The organism is Krasilnikovia sp. MM14-A1004, assembly GCF_047159485.1.
In the GTDB taxonomy this organism is placed as follows: domain Bacteria; phylum Actinomycetota; class Actinomycetes; order Mycobacteriales; family Micromonosporaceae; genus Actinoplanes.
The window spans coordinates 3,983,774-4,005,659 of sequence record NZ_AP038773.1; the positions used below are offsets into that span (position 1 = coordinate 3,983,774).

Annotated in this window: 23 protein-coding genes and 1 riboswitch; of the genes, 17 read left to right on the forward strand and 6 right to left on the reverse strand. The window is 72.8% G+C overall.

What is annotated here, in order from left to right; all coding sequences use genetic code 11:
• Positions 1–13 precede the first annotated feature (13 nt).
• Positions 14–229 (forward strand): CDGSH iron-sulfur domain-containing protein, encoded by a 216-nt coding sequence (locus ACMCNN_RS17270; protein WP_412741525.1) that lies wholly within the window; start codon positions 14–16, stop codon positions 227–229.
• Here the strand turns inward: ACMCNN_RS17270 and ACMCNN_RS17275 are convergent.
• Entirely contained in the window at positions 196–1,230 is a 1,035-nt protein-coding gene (locus ACMCNN_RS17275) for an iron-containing redox enzyme family protein (RefSeq protein WP_412741526.1), read from the reverse strand. The two genes, ACMCNN_RS17270 and ACMCNN_RS17275, sit on opposite strands and share 34 nt — an antisense overlap.
• Before the next feature lie 60 nt (positions 1,231–1,290).
• Between ACMCNN_RS17275 and ACMCNN_RS17280 the strand changes: the two genes are divergently transcribed.
• From ACMCNN_RS17280 to ACMCNN_RS17325, 10 genes are all read left to right on the forward strand, one after another.
• Positions 1,291–2,256, forward strand: coding sequence for a methyltransferase (locus tag ACMCNN_RS17280; protein ID WP_412741527.1), 966 nt, complete (start codon positions 1,291–1,293; stop codon positions 2,254–2,256).
• The gene (locus ACMCNN_RS17285; RefSeq protein WP_412741528.1) at positions 2,256–3,398 is read left to right on the forward strand and encodes a glutamate--cysteine ligase; all 1,143 of its coding nucleotides are present in this window, start codon (positions 2,256–2,258) and stop codon (positions 3,396–3,398) included. The genes ACMCNN_RS17280 and ACMCNN_RS17285 overlap by 1 nt, the downstream gene beginning before the upstream one ends.
• Before the next feature lie 191 nt (positions 3,399–3,589).
• Positions 3,590–3,943, forward strand: a complete 354-nt coding sequence (locus ACMCNN_RS17290; protein ID WP_412741529.1) for a hypothetical protein — start codon at positions 3,590–3,592, stop codon at positions 3,941–3,943.
• A 33-nt stretch (positions 3,944–3,976) separates the two neighbouring features.
• Entirely contained in the window at positions 3,977–4,645 is a 669-nt protein-coding gene (locus ACMCNN_RS17295; RefSeq protein WP_412741530.1) for a dienelactone hydrolase family protein, read from the forward strand.
• Positions 4,642–5,340, forward strand: a complete 699-nt coding sequence (locus tag ACMCNN_RS17300) for a phosphoribosyltransferase (protein ID WP_412741531.1) — start codon at positions 4,642–4,644, stop codon at positions 5,338–5,340. The genes ACMCNN_RS17295 and ACMCNN_RS17300 overlap by 4 nt, the downstream gene beginning before the upstream one ends.
• 95 nt (positions 5,341–5,435) lie before the next feature.
• Positions 5,436–6,929 carry an MFS transporter gene (locus ACMCNN_RS17305; protein WP_412741532.1) on the forward strand — a complete coding sequence of 498 codons (1,494 nt, stop codon included), beginning with the start codon at positions 5,436–5,438 and terminating at the stop codon, positions 6,927–6,929.
• A gap of 56 nt (positions 6,930–6,985) precedes the next feature.
• A complete protein-coding gene (locus ACMCNN_RS17310) occupies positions 6,986–8,584 on the forward strand; it encodes an MFS transporter (RefSeq protein WP_412741533.1) in 1,599 nt (532 codons plus the stop codon).
• A gap of 103 nt (positions 8,585–8,687) precedes the next feature.
• Positions 8,688–9,800, forward strand: a complete 1,113-nt coding sequence (locus tag ACMCNN_RS17315) for a Vms1/Ankzf1 family peptidyl-tRNA hydrolase (RefSeq protein WP_412741534.1) — start codon at positions 8,688–8,690, stop codon at positions 9,798–9,800.
• A gap of 31 nt (positions 9,801–9,831) precedes the next feature.
• Positions 9,832–11,112, forward strand: a complete 1,281-nt coding sequence (locus tag ACMCNN_RS17320; RefSeq protein WP_412741535.1) for an erythromycin esterase family protein — start codon at positions 9,832–9,834, stop codon at positions 11,110–11,112.
• A gap of 57 nt (positions 11,113–11,169) precedes the next feature.
• The gene (locus ACMCNN_RS17325) at positions 11,170–11,955 is read left to right on the forward strand and encodes a crotonase/enoyl-CoA hydratase family protein (RefSeq protein ID WP_412741536.1); all 786 of its coding nucleotides are present in this window, start codon (positions 11,170–11,172) and stop codon (positions 11,953–11,955) included.
• Between the two features lie 34 nt (positions 11,956–11,989).
• Here ACMCNN_RS17325 and ACMCNN_RS17330 read toward each other — a convergent pair whose 3' ends face one another.
• The 4 genes from ACMCNN_RS17330 to ACMCNN_RS17345 form a co-directional block, all read right to left on the reverse strand.
• Entirely contained in the window at positions 11,990–12,790 is an 801-nt protein-coding gene (locus ACMCNN_RS17330) for an ABC transporter permease (RefSeq protein WP_412741537.1), read from the reverse strand.
• Positions 12,787–13,734 carry an ATP-binding cassette domain-containing protein gene (locus ACMCNN_RS17335; RefSeq protein ID WP_412741538.1) on the reverse strand — a complete coding sequence of 316 codons (948 nt, stop codon included), beginning with the start codon at positions 13,732–13,734 and terminating at the stop codon, positions 12,787–12,789. The genes ACMCNN_RS17330 and ACMCNN_RS17335 overlap by 4 nt, the downstream gene beginning before the upstream one ends.
• A 20-nt stretch (positions 13,735–13,754) precedes the next feature.
• On the reverse strand, positions 13,755–14,594 hold the full coding sequence (locus tag ACMCNN_RS17340) for a DUF4097 family beta strand repeat-containing protein (protein ID WP_412741539.1): 840 nt from the start codon (positions 14,592–14,594) through the stop codon (positions 13,755–13,757).
• Between the two features lie 76 nt (positions 14,595–14,670).
• Positions 14,671–15,198 (reverse strand): YlcI/YnfO family protein, encoded by a 528-nt coding sequence (locus ACMCNN_RS17345; RefSeq protein WP_412741540.1) that lies wholly within the window; start codon positions 15,196–15,198, stop codon positions 14,671–14,673.
• A gap of 140 nt (positions 15,199–15,338) precedes the next feature.
• Here ACMCNN_RS17345 and ACMCNN_RS17350 point away from each other — a divergent pair, with 140 nt between their 5' ends.
• The 6 genes from ACMCNN_RS17350 (at position 15,339) to ACMCNN_RS17375 (ending at position 21,215) form a co-directional block, all read left to right on the forward strand.
• Positions 15,339–15,884, forward strand: coding sequence for a hypothetical protein (locus ACMCNN_RS17350; RefSeq protein WP_412741541.1), 546 nt, complete (start codon positions 15,339–15,341; stop codon positions 15,882–15,884).
• Between the two features lie 54 nt (positions 15,885–15,938).
• Positions 15,939–17,015, forward strand: a complete 1,077-nt coding sequence (locus ACMCNN_RS17355) for a hypothetical protein (protein ID WP_412741542.1) — start codon at positions 15,939–15,941, stop codon at positions 17,013–17,015.
• 198 nt (positions 17,016–17,213) lie between these two features.
• Positions 17,214–18,302, forward strand: a complete 1,089-nt coding sequence (locus tag ACMCNN_RS17360) for a M15 family metallopeptidase (RefSeq protein ID WP_412741543.1) — start codon at positions 17,214–17,216, stop codon at positions 18,300–18,302.
• Between the two features lie 147 nt (positions 18,303–18,449).
• Positions 18,450–18,560, forward strand: a riboswitch (SAM riboswitch).
• 269 nt (positions 18,561–18,829) lie between these two features.
• Entirely contained in the window at positions 18,830–19,690 is an 861-nt protein-coding gene (locus tag ACMCNN_RS17365) for an ABC transporter substrate-binding protein (RefSeq protein ID WP_412741544.1), read from the forward strand.
• Between the two features lie 35 nt (positions 19,691–19,725).
• Positions 19,726–20,487, forward strand: a complete 762-nt coding sequence (locus ACMCNN_RS17370; protein WP_412741545.1) for an amino acid ABC transporter permease — start codon at positions 19,726–19,728, stop codon at positions 20,485–20,487.
• Positions 20,484–21,215 (forward strand): amino acid ABC transporter ATP-binding protein, encoded by a 732-nt coding sequence (locus tag ACMCNN_RS17375; protein WP_412741546.1) that lies wholly within the window; start codon positions 20,484–20,486, stop codon positions 21,213–21,215. Before ACMCNN_RS17370 ends, ACMCNN_RS17375 begins: the two co-directional genes overlap by 4 nt.
• On the opposite strand, the gene ACMCNN_RS17380 is transcribed toward ACMCNN_RS17375, so the two are convergent.
• The gene (locus tag ACMCNN_RS17380; protein WP_412741547.1) at positions 21,212–21,784 is read right to left on the reverse strand and encodes a dihydrofolate reductase family protein; all 573 of its coding nucleotides are present in this window, start codon (positions 21,782–21,784) and stop codon (positions 21,212–21,214) included. The two genes, ACMCNN_RS17375 and ACMCNN_RS17380, sit on opposite strands and share 4 nt — an antisense overlap.
• Between the last annotated feature and the right edge of the window lie 102 nt (positions 21,785–21,886).

Below are 21,886 nucleotides of genomic sequence, written 5' to 3' on the forward strand. Positions count from 1 at the left end.
GCACTGCACCGGCATGGACGACGCGGCCTCCGTCACCGCCTGCGAGGATGGACCGCTGCTGCTGCGCGGCCCGTTCACGCTGCTCACCCAGGACGGCGAGGTCATCGCCGCCGGGCGGCGCACGGTGGCGCTGTGCCGCTGCGGGCGTTCGGCGATCAAGCCGTTCTGCGACGGCACGCACAAGGCCGTCGGGTTTCAGGCCCGCAGCGCCCCGGCCAGCGAGCGCTGATCCTGCAACGAGCTCACACCGTCCGCCCACCGCCGCAGCAGATGTGCGGCGAACCGTCCGTCGAGGGCCAGGGCGCAGGCGGCGCCGAACAGCACGAGCGAGGTCTGCTCCGCCCGGCGCTGCGCCGGCTGATCCGCGCAGTACGCACCGCACAGGTCGTGCGCGGCGATCTGCTCGTGGACGGCGTCGGCTTCGACGTGCTCGTCGTAGAAGCGGGTCGCGTCCGGGTTGCCGCCGAGCCGGCGCAGACCGTTGCCGTAGCGGCGGTTCGGCAGCGACGAGGTCATCTCGAGGACGGCGAGGTGACCCAGGATCGCGCCGAGCAGGCGGCGGTGCAGACCGAACAGTGACATGAGGTTGTTCGTGGCCAGCGTGACCGCGGGGACCGCGTCGACGTGGGCGCCGTACGCGGTGTCCAGGCCGAGTTCGCGCATCGTGGTGCGGAACAGCTCGGCGTGCATCCGTTCGGCGCGGCCACCGCCGTACTCGTCGATCTGGATCTCCACGAGGGCCGCCTTGGGCCGCCCGGCGAGCCGGGGAATGGCCCACGTGTGGGGATCGGCCTCGCGCAGGTGGTAGATCGAGCGGTGGGTGACGAACTCGCGGAACTGCTCGACGGTGGCGTGGCCGGCGAGGTATCTCGACAGTTCCGGCCCGTCGTCGGCGTCGACCAGCGCGGTGAGCGCACGCGGCACGTCCCGCGGCGGCACGGCGGCCGGGAGCGGGACCAGCCGGCGCAGCGCGGCTTCGAACCGGCGTTCCGCCGCGTGGCGCAGAGCCAGCAGCGACGGGTGCCATTCCCAGCCCTCGTCGACGCCGTCGAGGCCGCGGTAGTGCAACTCGTAACAGAGGTGCAGGGTCAGCTGCAGGTCCTCGTCCACGAGCGGGTCGCCGGGTGGCGCGGCCGCGGCGACGAGGTTGCCCGGCAGCTCGTGCGGCGCGCCGGCCAGCGCTCGCCGGAGGGCGGCCGTGACCGGTCCCCGCGGTTGGGGAAGCTGCATGGCCACCACGTTCCCGCACCGCCCCCGGTTAACCGTGAAATTACCGGGCAAATCCGGTCCATGACGTCAGCCATCCACGCACCGCCGCTGCGCGACGCCGCGCTACGCCGGCTCGGCTCGGCGCTCAAGGCCTCCGGGTACGAGTTCACCACCGTCACGCCGGGCACTCACGAGCGTGTCAACCGGCGGCCCGGCAACGCGGAGGGCCGGACCGTGACCGACGTGCTGGGGTGGAGCCGCCCATTCCGGCCGGGGGCGCTGCCCGAGGACATCGCACGGCTGCTCGTCGACGCCCGCGTCCTGCACCGCGACGGCGATCTCTGGTACAGCCTGATCCGGGTCTCCAGCCACGACGGCGAACTGTTCGTCCACTCCGCGTTCCCCCCGGCCGCGCCCGACGCCGTGTTCTTCGGTCCGGACACCCACCGCACCGCCGACGCGGCGCTGGCGCACCTGGCCGCCCGGCCGACGACGCCGTGGCGGGTCGCCGACATCGGTACCGGCAGCGGCGCGGTCGCGGTGGCACTGGCCAAGCGCCTGCCCGCGTCGGAGATCCTCGCCGTCGACGTCAACCCGACCGCGTTGCGCTACGCCCGGATCAACGCCGCGCTGGCCGGGACCGTCCACATCGAGGTGCGCCGCAGTGACCTGCTGGACGACGTGCCCGGCGACTTCGACCTCATCGTCTCCAATCCGCCGTTCATGGCCGACCCGCAGCGCCGGGCCTACCGTGACGGCGGCGGGCCGCGCGGGCACGACCTACCCCTGGCCGTCCTCGATACGGCCGTGCACCGGCTCGCGCCCGGCGGATCGCTGGTGCTGTTCAGCGGCACCGGCATCACCGACGGCCGGGACCCGTTGCTGGCGGCCGCCGCGCAACGGCTCGACGGTACGGGTCTGCGCTGGACGTACCGGGAGGTCGATCCCGACGTCTACAGCGAGAACCTCGACCAGCCCGCCTACGCGCACGCCGACCGGATCGCGCTCGCCGTGCTGACCGTGACCCGCGCCGGGAACGACCGCTGATGTCGCTCACGGAGGTGAGTCCGGCCGGGGCCGCCGAGGTCTTCGCCCGCCGGACGCCGACCGTCGGGGTCGAGGAGGAATTCCTGCTGCTCGACCCCGACTCCTGGCTGAACGTGCCGCTGAGTGCCGCGGCCCGCGCGGCGCTGCCACCGGCCGTGCGGGAACGCAGCCGGGCCGAGTTCCGCCGCAGCATGCTGGAGATGGTCAGCCCGGTCTGCTCCGACCTGCCGCAGCTGCGCAGACATCTGCTGGAGAACAGGTCCGCCGCCGCGGACGCTGCCGCCGCGGTGGGCGCCCGGTTGGTCGCGGTGGCCGCCACACCGGTGGGTGAACCGGACCGCCGCGTCGCCGACACGGCCCGGTACCACGCGATCGCCCGCCACTACGGTCCGATCGCCCACGACCCGGCGCTGTGCGGCTGTCACGTGCATGTCGGCGTGCCCGACCGGGAACTGGCCATCCAGGTGTGCAACGGGCTGCGGCCGTGGCTGCCGGTGGTGCAGGCGCTCACCGCCAACTCGCCGTTCCACGACGGTGCCGACACCGGCCACGCCAGCTGGCGCAGCATCGCGCTGGAACGCTGGCCGAGTCTCGGTCCGTCGCCGTACCTGGAATCGGCGCGCGACTACGAGCGCACCGTCGACGAGCTCGTCGCCACCGGCGCCATGCTCGACGCCTCGCTGGTGCTGTGGTGGGCACGGCCGTCATCGCGATACCCGACGGTCGAGGTACGGGTCAGCGACGTCTGCCCGACCGCCGACGACGCCGTCCTGGTCGCCGCCCTGGTCCGGGCGCTCGTCGCGACCGTCGCCGCCGACGTCGCCGCCGGACGCCCCGCCCCACGGCTGCCCGATCACCTGCTGCGCGCGGCGCACTGGAACGCCGCCCACTCGGGTCTCGACGGCACCCTCACCGACCTGCGCAGCCGCACCGCCCGACCCGCCTGGGAACTGGTCGACGACCTGGTGACCACCGTCGGCGCGGCACTCGACCGGCACGGCGACCGCGCCGTGGTCACCGAGGGTCTGGCGCGCCTGCGCACGCACGGCACCGGCGCGACCCGACAACGCCGCGCCCACGCCCGGGAAGCCGGCCTCTCCGGGGCGCTCGCAGGCCTCGCCACAGCGACCACGAGCGGCTGAAGCGGTTTGGCGATGGGCAGGCAGGGTAGCTCACAGGCGTGGAGGAACGACCCGAGAAGGCCTGGCGCGAGGACCGGGAACCAGCCGGGATCCGAGCCCACCTCCGACCGGCTCCGCCCCTCTCTCGACGGCTCGTCGCCGTCCGGGCGCAGCGGCCCCACCCAGCCTTCGCGACACACGGGGAGGAGCACATGATCAGGTTCAGCCTGGATCAGACGGTGGAGGGATGGGTGTGGCGGCTGATCAGCCGGACCGACTGCGCGGCCGACCTCATCGCCCGCAGCGGACCACCGGCGACGGACCACACCGCGGCGATGCACGAACTGGCATTGCTGGGACACGGCCCGACGCCGCGCATCGTCGGCAGCGATGACGGCCACTGGTGGTGGCTGCTTCCGGCGCCGGACGGGACGATCGCGGCGCAGTGCCCGGCCGTCCACCGCAGTCCCGTCGCCTGCCGGGAGGCGTTCACCGACGCCCGCCGCGCCGCGGTCGCCGTACTGCGCCGGCACGGGCACGAGGCGCAATGCCGGACGTGCGGGTGAGTCGACGGCCGGTAACGGGAGGAGAGGATGACGATGACCGCCTGGACGACCACCGACCGGATCGCGGTCGCGGGGGCCACGCTCGACGGTGACCTCGTACTGCCGGAACACGCGTACGGGCTGGTGCTGTTCGCGCACGGCAGCGGCAGTTCCCGGCACAGCCCGCGCAACCGCGCGGTGGCCGAGGCGCTCAACCACAGTGGCCTGGCGACGTTGCTGGTCGACCTGCTCACCCCCGAGGAGGAGAAGTCCGACGCCCGCACCGGGGACCTGCGGTTCGACATCGGACTGCTGGCCGACCGGTTGATCGGGGTCATCGACTGGCTGGGTGAGCAGCCGCAGACGGCGGTGCTGCCGATCGGGCTGTTCGGCGCGAGCACGGGTGCGGCGGCGGCGCTGGTGGCCGCGGCCGACCGCCGTAGCGTGATCCGGGCCGTGGTGTCCCGCGGTGGCCGTCCGGATCTGGCCGGTCCGGCGCTGATCGAGGTCGCCGCGCCGACGCTGTTCATCGTCGGCGAACGGGACGCGCAGGTCCGCGACCTCAACGAACAGGCCCGCAACACGATGCTGGTGACGGCGGAGCTGCGGATCATCCCGGCCGCCACGCACCTGTTCGAGGAACCCGGCGCCCTGACGCGGGTCGCCGAGGAGGCCGGGCAGTGGTTCACCGACCACCTGGCCTCCCCCGGAGCCCGGCGATGATCTTCGCCGATCGGGATGAGGCGGGCCGGGCACTGGCCGACGAGCTCGCCTTCCGGATGCCGGCGTCCGGTCGGCCGGGACGGATCCTGGTGCTGGCGTTGCCGCGCGGCGGGGTACCGGTTGCGGTGCCCGTGGCCGGGCGGCTCGACGCCGACCTGGACCTGGTCCTGGCCCGCAAGATCGGCGCACCGGGTCAGCCCGAGTTCGGCGTCGGCGCGATCGCCGAGGACGGGCCGCCCGTCTTCGACGGCACCGCCCTGCGGTACTTCGACCTCACCGAGGACGACCTCGCCGACACGGTCGCGGCGGAACGCGCCGAACTCGATCGCCGCCTGCGCCGGTACCGGGCGGACCGGCCCGCGCCGTCGGTGACCGGACGAACCGTGGTCCTGGTCGACGACGGTCTCGCCACCGGCGTCACCGCCCACGCCGCGTTGCGCTGGCTGGCCGGGCACCACCCCGGCCAGGTGATCGTGGCCGTGCCGGTCTGCTCGCGGCGGGCCTGCGACCTGATGGCCGGCGACGCCGACAGCGTCGTCTGCCTGCACGCCCCGGAGGACTTCACCGCGGTCGGCCGGTGGTACGCCGACTTCACGCAGCTCAGCGATGCGGACGTCGACGCCGCACTGGAGCAGCACCGCGGGGCGGAACTCCGGTCCAGGAAGGACGCCGGTCGCGGCGTCGCTGCCCGGTAGACGCCCGCGCGGTTGATGGATGGTGGCATGTCGCGTGGCTATCGGGACCGTCTTCTGGGTACTGCGGCGGTAGGCGACGACATGGGAGGTGGCCGATGGCGCAGGACGTCGAGGGGCGCGACCGGATGCACGACGCCGGTCCGATCCGGAGCCTGATTCCCGCCCGCATCGACCGGCTCCGGTGGTCGCCGTTCCACACTCGCATGATCATCGCGTTGGGCACCGCCTGGGTGCTGGACGGCATCGAGATCACCATCGCCGGCGCGATCGGTCCCGTCCTCGCCGACCAGGCCACCCTCGCCCTGAGCGACACCCAGGTCGGCGCGATCGCCACGGTGTACCTGCTCGGCGAGGTGTTCGGCGCGCTGCTGTTCGGCCGCCTCTCGGACGCCCTGGGCCGCAAGAACCTGTTCATCGTGACCCTGGCCATCTATCTCGCCGGGAACGCCCTGACGGCGCTGACCTGGAGCGGCGACGGCGCCGGCCTGGTCTTCCTGTACCTGACACGCTTCATCGCCGGCTGCGGCATCGGCGGCGAGTACGCCGCCATCAACTCGGCGATCGACGAGATGATGCCCGCGAAGTACCGCGGCCGCGTCGACATCGGCGTCAATGGCACCTACTGGGGCGGCGCCATCATCGGCACGCTCGGCACCTTCATCCTGCTGAATCACATGGCGATCAACGTCGGCTGGCGCATCGGCTTCCTGATCGGACCGGTCCTGGGGGCCTGCATCTGGAACCTGCGCCGGCACCTGCCGGAGAGCCCCCGCTGGCTGATCATGCACGGTCGTGCCGACGAGGCAGAGGAGAACATCGCGCTCATCGAACGCGATGTGCAGGCCTCGGGCCAGCAGCTGGACCCGGTCGACGAGTCGCGCGCCATCGAGATCCGGCCCGGCAGGCCGCACGGTTACCTGTCCCTGCTGCGCGTGTTGTTCCGGCAGTACCCGTCCCGCTCGGTGCTGGGCGCCACTCTGATGATCACCCAGTCGTTCCTCTACAACGCGATCTTCTTCACGTACACGCTGGTGCTGACCAACTTCTACGGCGTACCGAAGGAGAAGGCACCGCTGTATCTCATCGCGTTCGCGGTCGGCAACCTGCTCGGCCCGCTGGCCCTCGGGCACCTGTTCGACGTCGTCGGCCGGCGCAAGATGATCGCCGGAACGTACCTGCTGTCGGGCGTGTTGCTGGCCGTCACGGCCGTGTTGTTCAACGCGGGGGTGCTGAACGCGATCACGCAGACGATCGCCTGGTGCGTGATCTTCTTCTTCGCCTCGGCGGGCGCCAGTGCGGCGTACCTGACGGTGAGCGAGATCTTCCCGCTGGAGATCCGGGCGCAGGCCATCGCGGTGTTCTTCGCCATCGCCCAGTGTTTCGGCGCGATCGGCCCGGTCTTCTACGGCCACCTCATCGGCGCGGGCGACCCGGCGAGGCTGTTCGTCGGGTACCTCATCGGTGCCGCGGTGATGGTCGTCGGCGGGATCGTGGAGGTCGTCCTCGGCGTCGACGCCGAGGGCAAGTCCCTGGAGGATGTCGCCGCACCGCTGTCCGCGGTGACCACCCGCCCCCGCGCCACCGGCTGAACCCGGATCACCGAGCCGGGACGCTAGTCCGCGCCACGGCTGGGTAGAGAGACGACGTGAGCGCCGAGCCCTCCGCACCGCCGATCCGCGCGCCGTCGGCGTGGGCGCCGCTGCACATCGCCGCCTTCCGCAGCCTGTGGCTGGCGCTGCTGGCCAGCAACATCGGCACCTGGATGCAGACGGTCGGAGCCCAGTGGCTGCTGGTCGAACAGTCCGGGTCCGACACGCTGGTGGCCGTGGTGCAGACGGCCAGCACCCTGCCGATCGTGCTGCTGGCCCTGCCGTCCGGGGCGCTGGCCGACACGCTGGACCGGCGGCGGCTGCTCATCGCCGTCCAGTGTTTCCTGGTCGCGGTTGGTGCGCTGCTGACCGTGCTGACGCTGGCCGACCGGATGCCGGCGACGCTGCTGCTGACACTGACCTTCGCCCTCGGCGCCGGACAGGCCCTGACCGCCCCGGCCTGGCAGGCGATCATTCCCGAGCTGGTTCCGCGCCCGCAGCTCGCCTCCGCGTCCGCGCTCGGCGCGATCAGCATGAACCTGGCCCGTGCGGTCGGCCCGGCGGTGGCCGGTGTCCTGATCGCGCGGACCGGCGCCGGCGTCGTGTTCGGCCTGAACACCCTCAGCTTCGCCGTCTTCGTCCTGGCGCTCTGGCACTGGCATCCGCCGGCCGCCGCCCTCGCCGACGCGCCCGAACGCTTCACCGCCGCGGTACGCGCCGGCGGCCGGTACGTGCGGCACTCCCCGGTGGTACGGCGCATCCTGCTGCGCGCGGCGCTGTTCCTGGTGCCGGGCAGCGCGCTCTGGGCGCTGCTGCCGCTGGTCGCCAGCCGCCGCCTCGGCCTGGGCTCCGGCGGTTACGGGATCCTGCTCGGCGCCGTCGGTGTCGGCGCGGTGGCCGGCGCGCTGCTGCTGCCCCGGCTGCACACGCGCTGGCCGATGAACCGGCTGCTGGTCCTCGCCGGCACGGCGTTCGCCACGGTCCTCGTCGTTCTCGGGCTGGCCCGCTCCGAGACCGTCGTGGTGCTGGCGCTGCTGCCGGCCGGCGTCGCGTGGGTCATGGTGCTGTCCAGCATCAACGCCGCCATGCAACTGTTCCTGCCGAACTGGGTACGCGCCCGTGGCCTCGCCATCTACCAGATGGTCTTCGCCGGGGCGCAGGCCGCGGGCGCGTTCCTGTGGGGTGCGCTCTCCGACGGCTTCGGCCTGGTCCCGGCGTATCTGGCCGCCGCCGCGGTGATGGCGGCCGGTGTGGTCACGGCACGCTGGTGGCCGATGCGGGAGACGGCCGCCATGAACCGGGAGCCGGCGGTGTTCTGGCCGGAGCCGCACCTCGATCCCGAGCCGGACGACCACGACGGGCCGGTGCTGGTCACCGTCTCGTATCCGGTCAGCGCGGCGCACGAGGAGGCGTTCGTCGCGGCGATGGAGGCGGTGCGCCGCAGCCGGTTGCGGACCGGTGCGGTGCGCTGGGGTCTGTTCCGCAGCGGCGAGGAGCCGGGCCGATTCGTCGAGGCGTACCTCGTGCCGAGCTGGGACGAGCACCGGCGGCAGCACACCGGCCGGCTGACCGGCAGCGATCGGGAGGCCGAGGAGTGCGCGCTGTCGCTGGCCGACGGGCCGCCCCGCGCCACCCACCTGCTGTCCGCCCGCTGAGCCATGGGCTGACATTCCGGGTACGAAATGCCCTCTTCCAGGTGAGTCCCGGCGAACCGTGGGTACCCAGCTGTCGAACGGACGACCAGCGGAAGGTGCCGCCATGAACCTCGACTTCCTGCGCCCGCTGTTCGACAGTCCGGGCTCATGGGTGTCGGTGTACCTCGACGCCACGCGGAACGCGGCGAACGCCGACCACGAGGTGGCCCTGCGCTGGCGTGCCCTGCGCGAGAGCCTGACCGAGCGGGGCGCCGACGCGGCCACCCTCGACGCGGTCGCCGACGCCGTCCGGAACCACCCCTACCAGCCCGGACGGTACGGCCTGGCGGTCTTCGCCCGCAACGGCGAGGTGGTCATGCTGGAGACGATGTCCGCTCCCCCGGCCACCGACGGGGCGTTCCTGGAACCGCTGCCGCACATCATGCCGCTGATCGCCCAGCGCGGCGAGGAGATCCCCTACGTGCGGGTGCTGGCCGACCGGACCGGCGCCGACCTGGACGCCCTCGCCGTGGGCGGCGCGCCCCGGCACCGGCAGGTGACCGGCCGTGCCACGTTCCCCATCCGCAAGGTGCATGTCGGCGGCTGGTCGCACCTGCACTACCTGAAGGCGGTCGAGGAGTCCTGGAAGCGCAACGCCGGCGACGTGGCCGCGGCGGCGGCGGACCTCGCGGAGGCCGTCGGCGCGGAGGTCATCGTGGTCGGCGGGGACGTCCGGGCCGTGCAGGCGTTCCCGGGGCGGCTGCCGAAGCGCTGGCAGGACCGCGTGGTCTCCACCGACGCCGGATCCCGGCACGCCAGCGACGAGACGGCCCTGGACGACGTGACGATCCAGGCGGTCGCCGAGTGCGCCGACCGGCACGTCCGCGACGTCGTCGACCGCTACCGGGCGCAGCGGGGCGACGGCACCGCGGGCAGCGGTCTGCCCGACGTGGTCGCCCGGCTCCCCCGTGGTCAGGTCGACACGGTGCTGCTGGTCGACGACCAGTCCTCCACCGACACCCTGTGGATCGCCCCGGACGACCCGACGCTGGTGTCGGTCGACGACCAATTGCTGCGCGACGCGGGCGTCTCCGATCCGCAGCGGGTCAGGGCCGACGCCGCGCTGGTGCGCGCCATCGCGGGCACCGGCGCGGACCTGGTCCTGGTCGGACCGGACGAGGCGCCGCTGGAACACGGCATCGGGGCGGTCCTGCGCTACGCGGACGCCTCCCGCTGAGCCGGGCGGGCCCGGCCGATCAGGAGCTGCCATGGGACGTTACGGCGACGAGGTGTACGCCCTGGCGACACCGCTGACCGACCCCGGCGACCTGGACGTCCTGCTGGACCGCATCGGGGACGCCCGGGTCGTCATGCTCGGCGAGGCGACGCACGGCACGCACGAGTTCTACACGTGGCGTGCGGCGATCAGCCGCCGGCTGATCGAGGAGAAGGGTTTCTCCTTCCTCGCGGTGGAGGGCGACTGGCCCGACTGCGACCGGGTGGACCGCAGCGTACGGTGCCGGCCCGACGCGCCGGCCGACCCGCGCGAGGCGTTGCTGGCGTTCCAGCGGTGGCCGACCTGGATGTGGGCGAACGAGGAGGTCGTCGACTTCACCCGCTGGCTGCGCGTGCGCAACAGCACCGTCGACGAGCCCGTCGGCTTCCACGGGCTGGACGTGTACTCGCTGTGGGAGTCGCTGCGGGAGATCCTCGGCTACCTGCACCTGCACGATCCGGAGCGGCTGCCGGCCGCGCTGGCGGCCCTGCGCTGCTTCGAGCCGTACGGCGAGGACGTGCACGAGTACGCGTGGGCGACCCGGCTCGTGCCGACCGACTGCGAGAACGAAGTGGTCGACCTGCTCGTCGCGCTGCGGGCGGCGGCCGGGTCCGACGGGGCCGCCCGGTTCGGCGCCTGGCAGAACGCCGAGGTCGTGGCCGGCGCGGAACGCTACTACCGGGCGATGGTGCGCGGCGGGCGGCAGTCCTGGAACGTCCGGGACCGGCACATGGACGACACCCTGGACCGGCTCCTGCACCACTACGGCCCCGGCGCGAAGGCGATCGTGTGGGCGCACAACACCCACGTCGGCGACGCCCGCGCGACCGACATGGCCGACGCCGGTGAGGTCAACATCGGTCAGCTCGCCCGCGAACGCCACGGCGCCGACCGGGTGGTGCTCGTGGGTTTCGGCACCCACCACGGCACCGTGGTCGCCGGGGACGCGTGGGGCGCACCGATGGAGGTCATGCCGGTCCCGCCCGGCCGCCCGGACTCGCTGGAGGAGGTGCTGCACGCCGCGGCACCCGAGCGGGCGGTGTGCGTCCTGCCCCGGACGGACCGGCCCGACGTGCTGACCGATGAGCTGGCCCACCGCGCGATCGGCGTGGTCTACCGCCCCGAGCGGGAACGGTGGGGAAACTACGTGCCCACAGTGCTCGGCGAGCGGTACGACGCGTTCTGCTGGTTCGACCACTCCGCGGCGGTACGGCCGTTGCACCTGCGCACCGTCGGCGTCGGGGAGCTGGAGACGTATCCCTCGGGCGTCTGACCGGACCACGGCCGGGCAGGCCCGACCGCGGCGATAGAGTGCGCCGCGGAGGTTGTCATGGCGGATGTACGTGTCGAGGTCGACGGCGCGATCACCACGATCTGGCTGGACCGGCCCGACCGGCGCAACGCCGTCGACGGGCCGATGGCGGCAGAGCTGCGCTCGGCGTTCGAGCGGTTCGAGGCGGACCCCGGTCAACGGGTAGCGGTGCTGGCCGGTTCGGGTGGGACGTTCTGCGCGGGCGCGGACCTGACCGCGGTGGCCGACCCGGCACGCCGTAACGAGCTGGCACCGGACGGGGCCGGTGGCGGGCCGATGGGGCCGACCCGGATGCAGTTCGGCAAGCCGGTCATCGCCGCGATCAGCGGGCACGCCGTGGCGGGCGGGCTGGAGCTGGCGTTGCTGGCCGATCTGCGGGTGGTCGAGCGCGACGCCGTCCTGGGCGTCTTCTGCCGCCGGTGGGGCGTCCCGCTCATCGACGGCGGCACCGTGCGGCTGCCGCGGATCATCGGCCTGGGCCGGGCGCTCGACCTGATCCTCACCGGCCGCCCGGTCGACGCCGCCGAGGCGCTGGCGATCGGTCTGGCCAACCGGGTCGTCGAGCCCGGCCGGGGGGTCGAGGCCGCGCGGGAGCTCGCGGAGCAGATCGCGGCGTTCCCGTTCGCGTGCGTGCTGGCCGACCGGGCCTCGACGTACGCCGGGCTGGATCTCCCGGTGGCCGAGGCCCTGCGGGCCGAGGGCGTCGCCGGTGTCCCCGTCGTGTGGCGCGAGGGCGTGGACGGCGCGGCCCGCTTCGCCGCGGGAGCGGGCCGGCACGGCAGCTTCACCGGGCCGGTGGAGTAGGGGCCGGCCGTGACCTCGGCGACACGTAGGCGGTTCAGGGCTCGCGGTTGAACAGTCGTTTCGACCAGAGGTACCCGCCCAGCCCGATGCCGGCGCACCAGGCCAGCGCGATCCACGCGTGGTTGCCGATCGGCGTGCCCAGCAGCAGCCCGCGCAGGGTCTCGATGATCGGCGTGAACGGCTGGTGCTCGGCGAACCAGCGCACACCGGCCGGCATGGAGTCGGTGGGGACGAACCCGCTGCTCAGGAACGGCAGCAGCACGAGCGGCATGGGCAGGTTGCTGGCGGTCTCGACGCTCTTGCTCACCTGCCCGAGCGCGACGGCCAACCAGACCAGCGCGAACGCCACCACCATCAGGAACCCGGCCGTGGCCAGCCAGCCGACCGGGCCGGCGGTGGGGCGGAAGCCGACCAGCACCGCCACGCCGATCACGATCGCCAGGCCGACCATCGCCTGGATCACGCTGCCCAGCACGTGTCCGGTCAGCACCGAGACGCGGGCGATGTGCATCGTACGGAACCGGGCGATGATGCCTTCGGTCATGTCCATGGCGATCGAGATCGCGGTCCCCTGCACCGTGGCCGTGATGGTCATCAGGATGATCGCGGGCGTCACGTAGTTGGCGTACGCGGCGCGCCCGTCCGCCGCACCGAGCCCCGCGCCGAGGGTCCCGCCGAAGACGTAGACGAACAGCAGCAGGAAGACGACGGGCATGCCGACGAGCATCACCGTCATCGACGGGTACCGCAGCATGCGTTTGAGGTTGCGGCGCAGCATCGTCGCCGAGTCGCGCAGCGGGTGGAAACGCGGAGCCGGGGCGGTGAGGGTGCTCATCGGACGGTCACCTTCTGGTCGGTGAGGGCGAGGAAGACATCGTCGAGGTCGGGGGTGTGCACGGACAGTTCGTCGACCTCGATGGCCCGGTCGTCGAGCCGGCCGATCAGGTCGCGCAGCGAGCGCAGGCTGCCGTCGCTGGGCACCCGCAGGGCGAGCGCGTCGTTGTCGCGTACGGCCCGACCCAGCACGCTCATCGCCGCGTCGAGACCCCCGGGATCGGCGAACCGCAGCCGGACGTGCCCGCCGGGGATGCGGCGCTTCAGTTCCTCGGCGGTGCCCTCGGCGACCACCCGGCCACGGTCGAGGACCGCGATCCGGTCGGCCAGCTCGTCGGCCTCCTCCAGGTACTGCGTGGTGAGGAAGATGGTGACGCCGCCCGCCACCAGGTCCCGGATGATCTGCCACATGGTCCGGCGGCTGCGCGGGTCCAGCCCGGTGGTCGGCTCGTCGAGGAAGATCACTTGTGGGTTGCCGACCAGGGTCATCGCCAGGTCGAGCCGCCGCCGCATGCCCCCGGAGTAGGTCGCTGCCGGCTTCCCGGCCGCCTCGGTCAGGTCGAACCGGTCGAGCAGCTGGGCGGCGCGACGGCGGCCCGCGCCCCGGTCCAGGTGGTGCAGGTTCGCCATGAGCTGCAGGTTCTCCGCGCCGGTGAGCAGGTTGTCGACGGCGGAGAACTGGCCGGTGACCCCGATCGCGGCGCGCACGGCGTCCGGTTCGCGGGCGAGGTCGTGCCCGGCGACCCGAACGTCACCGGCGTCGGCACTGGACAGTGTGGACAGGATCCTGACCGTGGTGGTCTTCCCGGCGCCGTTCGCGCCGAGCAGCGAGAAGACCGTCCCGCGGGGGACGTGCAGGTCGATGCCGTCGAGCACCACCTGGTCGCCGAACGACTTCCGCAGCCCGGTCGCGGCGATCGCCGGCCGGGGTGGCGTGCTGGTCATGGTTGCCTCTCTCCGGGCGGTCAGGAGCGGTGGATGGTGATGTCGCCGTAGGAGGTGCGGCCGCGTACCTCGACGGTCCGGTCGGCCTCGTCGGGCCCGACGGCGTTGTCCAGCAGGTTGCGTACCTGCCCGAAACCGGTGTTGATCTCCAGCCAGGCGGCGGTGCCCTCGGCGATGCCGATGTCGAGGTCGCCGCAGGCGGTGCCGAGCACGACCGACCCGCGGGCCACCTGGCCGAGGCGGATGCTGCCGTTGGAGGTCTTCGCGTCGACGCCGGCGTCGGCGCGGGCGAGGTGGATGTCGCCGTTGGCGTTGCGTACCCGCACGTCGCCGGTGACCGCGTCGATCGTGGTGTCGCCGTTGGAGTTCTTGACCACGGCGGCACCCTCGACGTCGCCGATCTGGATCGAGCCGGTGCCGGTGGAGATCTCGGCGTCGCCCGTGACGCCGTCGGCGGCGACGTGCCCCGCCCCGGTGTGCACGCGCAGCGGGCCGGTGCGCTCCAGCCGTACGTTGCCGGTGGTTCTGAGGCGGCACTCGCCGAGACGCCCCGCGCTGCGCAGGTCGCCCATCTGCAGGTGGGCGGAGACCCGGGAGCCGGTGGGAAGTTCGATCAACACGTCGACGGATCGGGTCTTGCGGGAGAAGTCGAAGACCCGTTTCGGGCCGGTGACCTGGAGCGTGCCGTTGGCGCAGTCGACACGGACCTGCCGGGCGGCCTGCACGTCGGAGTCGTCGGCCGCGTCGGTCGGGCGGATCTCGACGACGGTGTCGATGCGGTCGCTGGCGGCGATCCGTACGTCGCCGACGCTGAGTTCGAGCGTGACGGAGATCGGTTCGGGCGTCTCGTACTGTGGCATGGTTGTCCCCGAATCATGGGTGGGTGAGTCGTCCCCGCAGGCCGGGGACGCGATGGCCGGACGGCGTGCGGTGCGGCTAGCGCACCCAGCCGGTGAAGCCCTGCCTGCTGCGTTTGCCGCCGCCGGGCGTCTCGGGACGCGGGTCCCGCTCGGGCCGGTGCAGGGCGGTGGCGGCCGCCCGGACCAGCCAGGCGTTGACCGAGCGGCCCTCCCTGGCGGCGGCCTCCTCGATCGCGGCCTTGAGCTGCTCGGGCAGGCGCACGTTGATCCGCGCGGCGGGACCGTCGTCGGCCAGCAGCGGGTCGCTGTCCGGCGCGGGGCCGCCCGGCGCCATGGCCTCCTCGGCCGGGAGCGCCAGCGGCGGTGGCGGAGTCACGACGAAATTCGGGTCCCGGCCGCGCAGGCGGATCTCCACCGAGCCCGGTGCCAGCTCCCGGGTGATCTCGTCGGCGGCCGCCGACAGCGCGTCCAGCAGCGTCATCCGGATCGCCGATTCGAGCGACCCGGTCAGGCGCTCGACCAGCGCACGCGACTCCTCACCGCCGGCGTCGGCCAGCGTGGCGAACTCACGTCCGAGGTTGCTCACATACGAGGTCAAGTCCATGGTGCCATGATGGCACACTCATGGCACCACTGCAAGCCAGCATGGCACCACCGGGTGCCATGCTGGCGTCAGAGCGGAACATGTGAAGGTTCGGTGTGCGGGGTCGCGCCGACCCCACGGCAGGACCTACGTTCTTGATCATGAGTACGGTGAGCCGGATCCGCGCGTGGTTGCTGGTCTTCGTCGTCGGCCTGATCATCAGCGGCGTGACCGCGTTCCCGCTGGTCGCCGAGACCCGGATGGTGGCGGACCTCCTGCACGCGGTGCCCGCGCCGGCCGCGCTGGTCGCGTGGATCGACCGGGTGCACGAGGGGCTGGCCGCGACGGGCCGGGACTACCCGTTCATCGCCTACGGGACCGACTGGCTGGCCTTCGCCCACGTGGTCATCGCGATCGCCTTCTGGGGACCGTGGCGCGATCCGGTCCGCAACGTGTGGGTCGTCGAGTGGGCGATGATCTGCTGCGTCGCGATCGTTCCGCTGGCTCTGATCGCCGCGCCGATCCGCCACCTGCCGTGGTGGTGGGAACTGATCGACATGTCGTTCGGCGTGGTCGGCATCGTTCCGCTGCTCATCGTCCGGCGGCTGATCCGGCGGCTCGCCGAGGCACCGGCCGAACCCCGGCCCGCGACCTCGCTGGCGAGGCGCGTGCCGGACGACATGGCGGGCTCGGCGTACGGCGGTTAGCGCCGCCCGGACCGGGCCGGTACTTTCGGCTGTTCCTGCGGCACAATGGCCGCCATGCGTGTCCGAGCAGCCGTCGTCGCAGCGGCCGTCCTCCTCACCGCGGCCGCCTGCAGCGACGGGCGGACCCCGGTCGACGGCGCCCCGGCGCCGACCGCCGCCGGGTCCGCGGCCGCCCGGCAGGCGGTCCCGCCGGCCGGATCGGCGAGCCCCACGGCGCCGGGTTCCCCGGCCGCGTCGGCGACTCCGACGGCCAAAGCCCGGGCGGCGGCCGCCTGCGACCCGGTGCCGGCCGGCAGCTACTGGCGGGCCGACGTCTCCCGGCTGCCGCGGCACCCCCGCTCGGCCACGTACGTCGCCAGCATCGGCACCCGTGCCGCCCTGACCGCCGACTTCGGCTCCGGGCAGTGGGACGGCGGGCCGATCGGCATCCCGGTCACCGTCGCGCGGGCCGGCACCGCCCGCGTCCCGGTGCGCTTCGAGTACGCCGACGAGAGCGACCCCGGCCCGTACCCGATCCCCCGCAACGCCAAGATCGAGGGCGGTCCCGCCGCCACCGGCGACCGGCACATCATCGTGTACGACCCGGCTGCCTGCCGGGCGTACGAGCTGTATGACGCCCACCCCGCGGGCAACGGCTGGCGGGCCGGTTCCGGCGCGGTCTACGACCTGCGCAGTCAGCGGCTGCGCCCGGACGGCTGGACCTCCGCGGACGCCGCCGGCCTGCCGGTCCTGGCCGGCCTCGTCCGGTACGAGGAGGTCGCCGCCGGTCACGTCGACCACGCCGTACGGATCACCGTGCCGCGCTCCCAGGCGGCGCACCTGTGGCCGGCCCGCCACGACGCCGGCCGCAAGGACGCGGCGCTGCCGCCGATGGGTCTGCGGCTGCGGCTGCGGGCCGGCGTCGACCCGAACCGCTTCCCGCCCCAGGCCCGGCCCATCGTGCGGGCCCTGCAACGCTACGGCGCCATCGTGGCCGACAACGGCTCCGCCTGGTACATCAGCGGTGCGCCCGACGAGCGGTGGAACAACGACCAGCTGCACTCGCTCAAGCGGCTCACCGGCGCCGACTTCGAGGCCGTCGACGCCGCCCGGCTGATGGTCAGCCGGAACTCGGCGGCCGCGCGCGGCTAACCGCCGGTCCCGGCAACCTCCCCGCTCCGCCACCGGCACTCGGCTGCACCCGCCGGGGATCAGTCTCGTCTGATACCTCGGGGCTCAGCCGTATGCCCGCGTCGGCGCACGGCCACGGGCGGACCCGCGCCGGTAACGACAGATCCGGCAGCCGGCCCGCTGCGCAGCCCTGACCGATCAGGCGGAGGGGCGCACCCAGTGACGCGACGACCGGAAGCTCGACCCGACCGGCAGCACCGGACCCGAGCCCGGCGACTCCTCGCCGCGGCGATCACCGCGGCTCTCGCGGCGTGCCTGGGCGCCGTCGGGGTGGCCGGGCCGGCCTCGGCAGAGGTTCCGGGCAGCGCGCAGCGGTGGGCTTCGCTGATGTACCACAGCCTCACCCCGACCCCGCAGTACGTGAAGGTCCGCAAGGCGCTGTCCGCCCGGCGCGCCATCCTGGCGGCCCGGTCGCGCCGGCTCTCCGCGGCGCGCCGGACGCACAATGCCGCGCAGGCCACGCTCACCACGGCCGTCGCCGCCGACGCGGCCGCCCGTACCCGGTATGTGCTCTCGCGGGAAGCGCTGACCAGCGCGCGGAACAGGCTGATCGTGGTGTCGCTGCAGCGGCCCCGCGACCCGGCCGCGGTGACCCGGATGCAGAACACCGTCACCGCCGCGGCGAAGGCGGTGAACACCCGCAGGGTTCAGGCGCGCGATGCCGCCGCGGCGCTGAAGTCGGCGCAGGCCGCCGCCCGCACCGCCACGGTCGCCATGGACCGGGCCACCGTCGCCTGGCGCATTATCTCCGCGGTGGTCCGCAAATACCAGCGCAGGCTCGCCGCTCTCGACCACTCGGCCGAGATCGCCGCGCAGGCCGCCGCGATCAGCCGCACCGTCGTCACGGATGTCCAGGCCGGGTTCACCACGGCCGACACCACCACCGTCGAGGGCATCACCGTGCACAAGAGTGTCGCGTTCGCCTTCCGGCGGATGCTGGCCGACGCGCGGTACCACGGGATCATCCTGTCCGGCGGCGGGTTCCGGACCAAGCAGCGGCAGATCGAACTGCGGAAGATCAACGGCTGCCCCGACGTCTGGACCGCGCCGCCGTCGTCGTGCCGCGTGCCGACGGCGATTCCCGGCACCTCGCTGCACGAGGTCGGCCTGGCGGTCGACCTCACGGTCGACGGCTCGTCCGTCCCCCGGGACAGCGACGCGTTCCGGTGGCTGTCCGCGAACGCCCACAGGTACGGGTACGTGAACCTGCCCTCGGAGCCGTGGCACTGGTCGATCACCGGCTCCTGACGGCGGACACCCGGGCGCCACAGCCCATACACGATAGGTGTAGTGGGATATCGCGGCGCGGACGTTCCGGGAATACGGGCCGCCGCGCGTGAGGGTGGTCATATCGGCTGGACGGTCCCCCGCGCGGGGCTGTTAGCCTCGACGACAGGTCATGAGCGCCAGCGTCAAGCCCCGGCTTGCTGGCCGGCAACCCTCCTCCGCGGTGGGGTGCCCCGGGTGAGGACCGGGCACGGAGCAAGCCCCGTGCAAGCGTGGCCTGGCCCCCCAGGTCAACACCGACCCAGGAGAGCCATGTCTTCCCGTCGCTGTGCCGCATCGCCGGGCGCCCGCCCGCGGGCCGCACGCCTGCTGCCGTCGCTCACCCGCCGCCGGCACATCGACATGATGCGCGTGTGCAGCGCGGCGTGTCGTAGCGCCTCCGCGCGTTAGGCGCACAGAACCCCACACCCTTCCCGCGGTGGGCGCATCGCGCCGTCCGATCGGACCTTCGCGCCCGCCGTACCGATCACCCTTCCTCGGAGAACCCTGTGCGATTTCTGCCTGCCCTCACCCGGGCCGCCGCCCTCGGCGCCGCTGCGATCCTCGGCGCCACGCTGCTCACCGCCTGCGGCGACGACAGCCCGTCCGGCTCGGCCGACAACCCGTACGGTCTGCTGCAACCCGGTGTGCTGCGCGCCGGCACCCTGACCGACGCCCCGCCGAACGTCTATCTCAAGGACGGCAGGTTCACCGGCTTCGACAACGACCTGCTGACCGCGGTCGCGGCCAAAATCGGGCTGAAGGTGGAGTTCGTCGGCACCGACTTCTCCGCCCTGCTGTCGCAGGTGAACAACCACAAGTTCGATGTGGGCAGTTCGTCGATCACCGTGACCGAGGCCCGCAAGCAGACCGTCGACTTCGGAAACGGCTACGACTTCGGCTACTTCGGGCTCGACGTCCCGGCGAACTCCACGATCACCGGCTTCGACCAGCTGAACGGCAAGCGGGTCGTGGTCGTCCAGGGCACCGTCCAGGACGACTACGCCACCGGCAAGAGCCTCAACCCCGTGCGGGTGCCCGACTACAACGGCGCCGTCAACCAGCTCAAGGCCGGCACCGCTGACGCCTGGATCGCCCCCGCGGAGATCGGCGACAAGTCCGCGGCGGACAGCGGATCGAAGATCAAGGTGGCGGCCAAGCAGCTCAGCCCCGCCCCGACCGCGTACGCGGTGGCCAAGGGCCACGACGCGCTGCGCGAGGCGCTGAACACCGGCCTCGACCAGGTCATCGCGGACGGCACGTGGAAGCGGCTGCAGGCGCAGTACTACCCCGGCCGCCCGATCCCGGCCGGCTTCACGCCGGGCAGCGGCAGCACGGCGCCGAGCACGTCCGCGTCGGCCACGTCCTGAGCCGGTGACCACCGAGTGGGGGCGGTGACCGGCCAATGGAATCGGTGAGCACGCTGTGGGAAACGTTCTTCGACTGGCCGTCGATGCGCGCCGCGCTGCCCGAGATGCTGACGGTCGGGTTGCGCAACACGCTGGTCCTGGCGGTCTCCGCCGCCCTGCTCGGCTCGCTGCTGGGGCTGCTGCTGGCCGTCGCCGGTATCTCGCGGACCCGTTGGCTGCGCTGGCCCGCGCGGGTCTACACCGACGTGTTCCGGGGATTGCCGGCCGCGGCGACCATCCTGCTGATCGGTGTGGGCCTGGCGCCGCTGGGCATGCGGGTCTGGGGGCCCAACCCGTACCCGCTGGGCATCCTCGCGCTGTCGCTGATCGCGGCCGCGTACATCGGTGAGATCTTCCGGTCCGGCATCCAGTCCGTGGAGGCCGCCCAGCTCGAGGGGGCGCGCGCGTTGGGCTTCTCCTGGTCCGCATCGATGCGCCTGGTGATCATTCCGCAGGGGATCCGCCGGGTGCTGCCGGCCTGGGTGAACCAGCTGATCGCCCTGATCAAGGACTCCAGCCTGGTGTACTTCCTCGGGCTGGTGGCCAGCCAGCGGGAGCTGTTCCGGATCGGGCAGGACCACGCCGCCACCACCGGCAACGAGTCCGCGCTGCTGCTGGCCGGGCTGTTCTATCTCGCGCTGACCGTGCCGCTGACGCACGTCGTCAACTGGATCGATCAGCGACTGCGGCACGGCCGCCGGGTGAGCATCCCGACGGCGGACGACGACGAACCTGCGTTGGCGGGGAGTGGCCGATGACCAGCTCGGTGAGCCTGAGCCTGCGGGACATCCACCTGGCGTTCGGGGCGCACAAGGTGCTGCGCGGCGCCGACCTCGACGTGGCCCGCGGGCGGACCGCCTGCGTCATCGGGCCCTCGGGCTCGGGCAAGTCGACGCTGCTGCGCACCATCAACCGGCTGATCGAGCCGGACCGCGGTGACGTGCTGCTCGACGGGCGCAGCGTGCTCGGCGACGACCCGGACCGCCTGCGGCAGCGGATCGGCATGGTGTTCCAGCAGTTCAACCTGTTCCCGCACATGAGCGTGCTGCGCAACATCACCCTCGCGCTGCGCAAACTCCAGGGACTCACCGAGGACGAGGCGGTCGCGGCCGCGCGGACCCAGCTCGACCTGGTGGGACTCGCCGCGAAGGCCGACGCCCGGCCCGCGCACCTGTCCGGCGGGCAGCAACAGCGGGTGGCGATCGCCCGCGCCCTGGCGCTGCACCCGCAGGTCATGCTGTTCGACGAGGCCACCTCCGCGCTCGACCCCGAACTGGTCAAGGGAGTGCTGGGTCTGATGGCCGACCTCGCCGCCGAGGGCATGACGATGGTCGTGGTCACCCACGAGATGGGTTTCGCCCGCGAGGTCGCCGACACAGTCGCCTTCATGGACCGGGGGTCGGTGCTGGAGGCCGGCGAGCCAGCCGCGATCTTCGAGGGAGCCACCCATCCGCGGCTGCGCCGGTTCCTGTCCCAGGTGCTCTAGGCGCCGGGCGGGCCGGCCAGCACGGTGGGCGCGTACTCGAGCAGCTGGAGCCGGCCGTCGAAGGTCCGGCTGGCGGTCATCTCCAGCGCCACATCGGGGTATCCGTCGTAGATCCGCTCCCGGCCGGTGATCCCCGTCAGCACGGGGAAGACCACCACACGGAAGCGGTCCACCAGGCCGGCCGAGAGCAGCGACCGGCACAGCGACAGGCTTCCGAGCGTACGCATCGGGGTGGTGCCGTTCTGCTTCATCTCCCGGACGGCACCCACCGCGTCGTCGCCGACCAGCGTGGTGTTCGTCCAGGACAGCGGCGGCCGCAGCGTGCGGGAGAAGACCACCTTGGACAGCCGGTTCATCGCCGCGAAGGCCGGCTCATCGCCGCCGGCCGCGGCCATCGCGGACATGAGGCGGTAGGTCTTCGCACCCATCAGTACGGTGTACCCGGTCGCCAACTGCTGGTCCAGCCACGCGAGATACTCCGGCCCGCCGAGCCCCCACAAGCCCGGCCAGCCCTCCGCCGCGGCGTATCCGTCGAGCGAGGTGATGAAGTCGATCATTACTTCGGGCATGCGCGTCCCCTCCCGTCGCCTCCGTCCAATCCCATACCTATCAGGGCCCCGGTGTCCTCATACGGGAAAGCGGCCCGGGGCACCGCCCCGGGCCGCTGTCGT

Bases quoted from the DNA above. Each gene is read 5' to 3' on its own strand.
- ACMCNN_RS17270 (WP_412741525.1), top strand. From the start codon at position 14: ATGGACGACGCGGCCTCCGTCACCGCCTGCGAGGATGGACCGCTGCTG.
- ACMCNN_RS17275 (WP_412741526.1), bottom strand. From the start codon at position 1,230: ATGCAGCTTCCCCAACCGCGGGGACCGGTCACGGCCGCCCTCCGGCGA.
- ACMCNN_RS17280 (WP_412741527.1), top strand. From the start codon at position 1,291: ATGACGTCAGCCATCCACGCACCGCCGCTGCGCGACGCCGCGCTACGC.
- ACMCNN_RS17285 (WP_412741528.1), top strand. From the start codon at position 2,256: ATGTCGCTCACGGAGGTGAGTCCGGCCGGGGCCGCCGAGGTCTTCGCC.
- ACMCNN_RS17290 (WP_412741529.1), top strand. From the start codon at position 3,590: ATGATCAGGTTCAGCCTGGATCAGACGGTGGAGGGATGGGTGTGGCGG.
- ACMCNN_RS17295 (WP_412741530.1), top strand. From the start codon at position 3,977: ATGACCGCCTGGACGACCACCGACCGGATCGCGGTCGCGGGGGCCACG.
- ACMCNN_RS17300 (WP_412741531.1), top strand. From the start codon at position 4,642: ATGATCTTCGCCGATCGGGATGAGGCGGGCCGGGCACTGGCCGACGAG.
- ACMCNN_RS17305 (WP_412741532.1), top strand. From the start codon at position 5,436: ATGGCGCAGGACGTCGAGGGGCGCGACCGGATGCACGACGCCGGTCCG.
- ACMCNN_RS17315 (WP_412741534.1), top strand. From the start codon at position 8,688: ATGAACCTCGACTTCCTGCGCCCGCTGTTCGACAGTCCGGGCTCATGG.
- ACMCNN_RS17320 (WP_412741535.1), top strand. From the start codon at position 9,832: ATGGGACGTTACGGCGACGAGGTGTACGCCCTGGCGACACCGCTGACC.
- ACMCNN_RS17325 (WP_412741536.1), top strand. From the start codon at position 11,170: ATGGCGGATGTACGTGTCGAGGTCGACGGCGCGATCACCACGATCTGG.
- ACMCNN_RS17330 (WP_412741537.1), bottom strand. From the start codon at position 12,790: ATGAGCACCCTCACCGCCCCGGCTCCGCGTTTCCACCCGCTGCGCGAC.
- ACMCNN_RS17335 (WP_412741538.1), bottom strand. From the start codon at position 13,734: ATGACCAGCACGCCACCCCGGCCGGCGATCGCCGCGACCGGGCTGCGG.
- ACMCNN_RS17340 (WP_412741539.1), bottom strand. From the start codon at position 14,594: ATGCCACAGTACGAGACGCCCGAACCGATCTCCGTCACGCTCGAACTC.
- ACMCNN_RS17345 (WP_412741540.1), bottom strand. From the start codon at position 15,198: ATGGACTTGACCTCGTATGTGAGCAACCTCGGACGTGAGTTCGCCACG.
- ACMCNN_RS17350 (WP_412741541.1), top strand. From the start codon at position 15,339: ATGAGTACGGTGAGCCGGATCCGCGCGTGGTTGCTGGTCTTCGTCGTC.
- ACMCNN_RS17355 (WP_412741542.1), top strand. From the start codon at position 15,939: ATGCGTGTCCGAGCAGCCGTCGTCGCAGCGGCCGTCCTCCTCACCGCG.
- ACMCNN_RS17370 (WP_412741545.1), top strand. From the start codon at position 19,726: ATGGAATCGGTGAGCACGCTGTGGGAAACGTTCTTCGACTGGCCGTCG.
- ACMCNN_RS17375 (WP_412741546.1), top strand. From the start codon at position 20,484: ATGACCAGCTCGGTGAGCCTGAGCCTGCGGGACATCCACCTGGCGTTC.
- ACMCNN_RS17380 (WP_412741547.1), bottom strand. From the start codon at position 21,784: ATGCCCGAAGTAATGATCGACTTCATCACCTCGCTCGACGGATACGCC.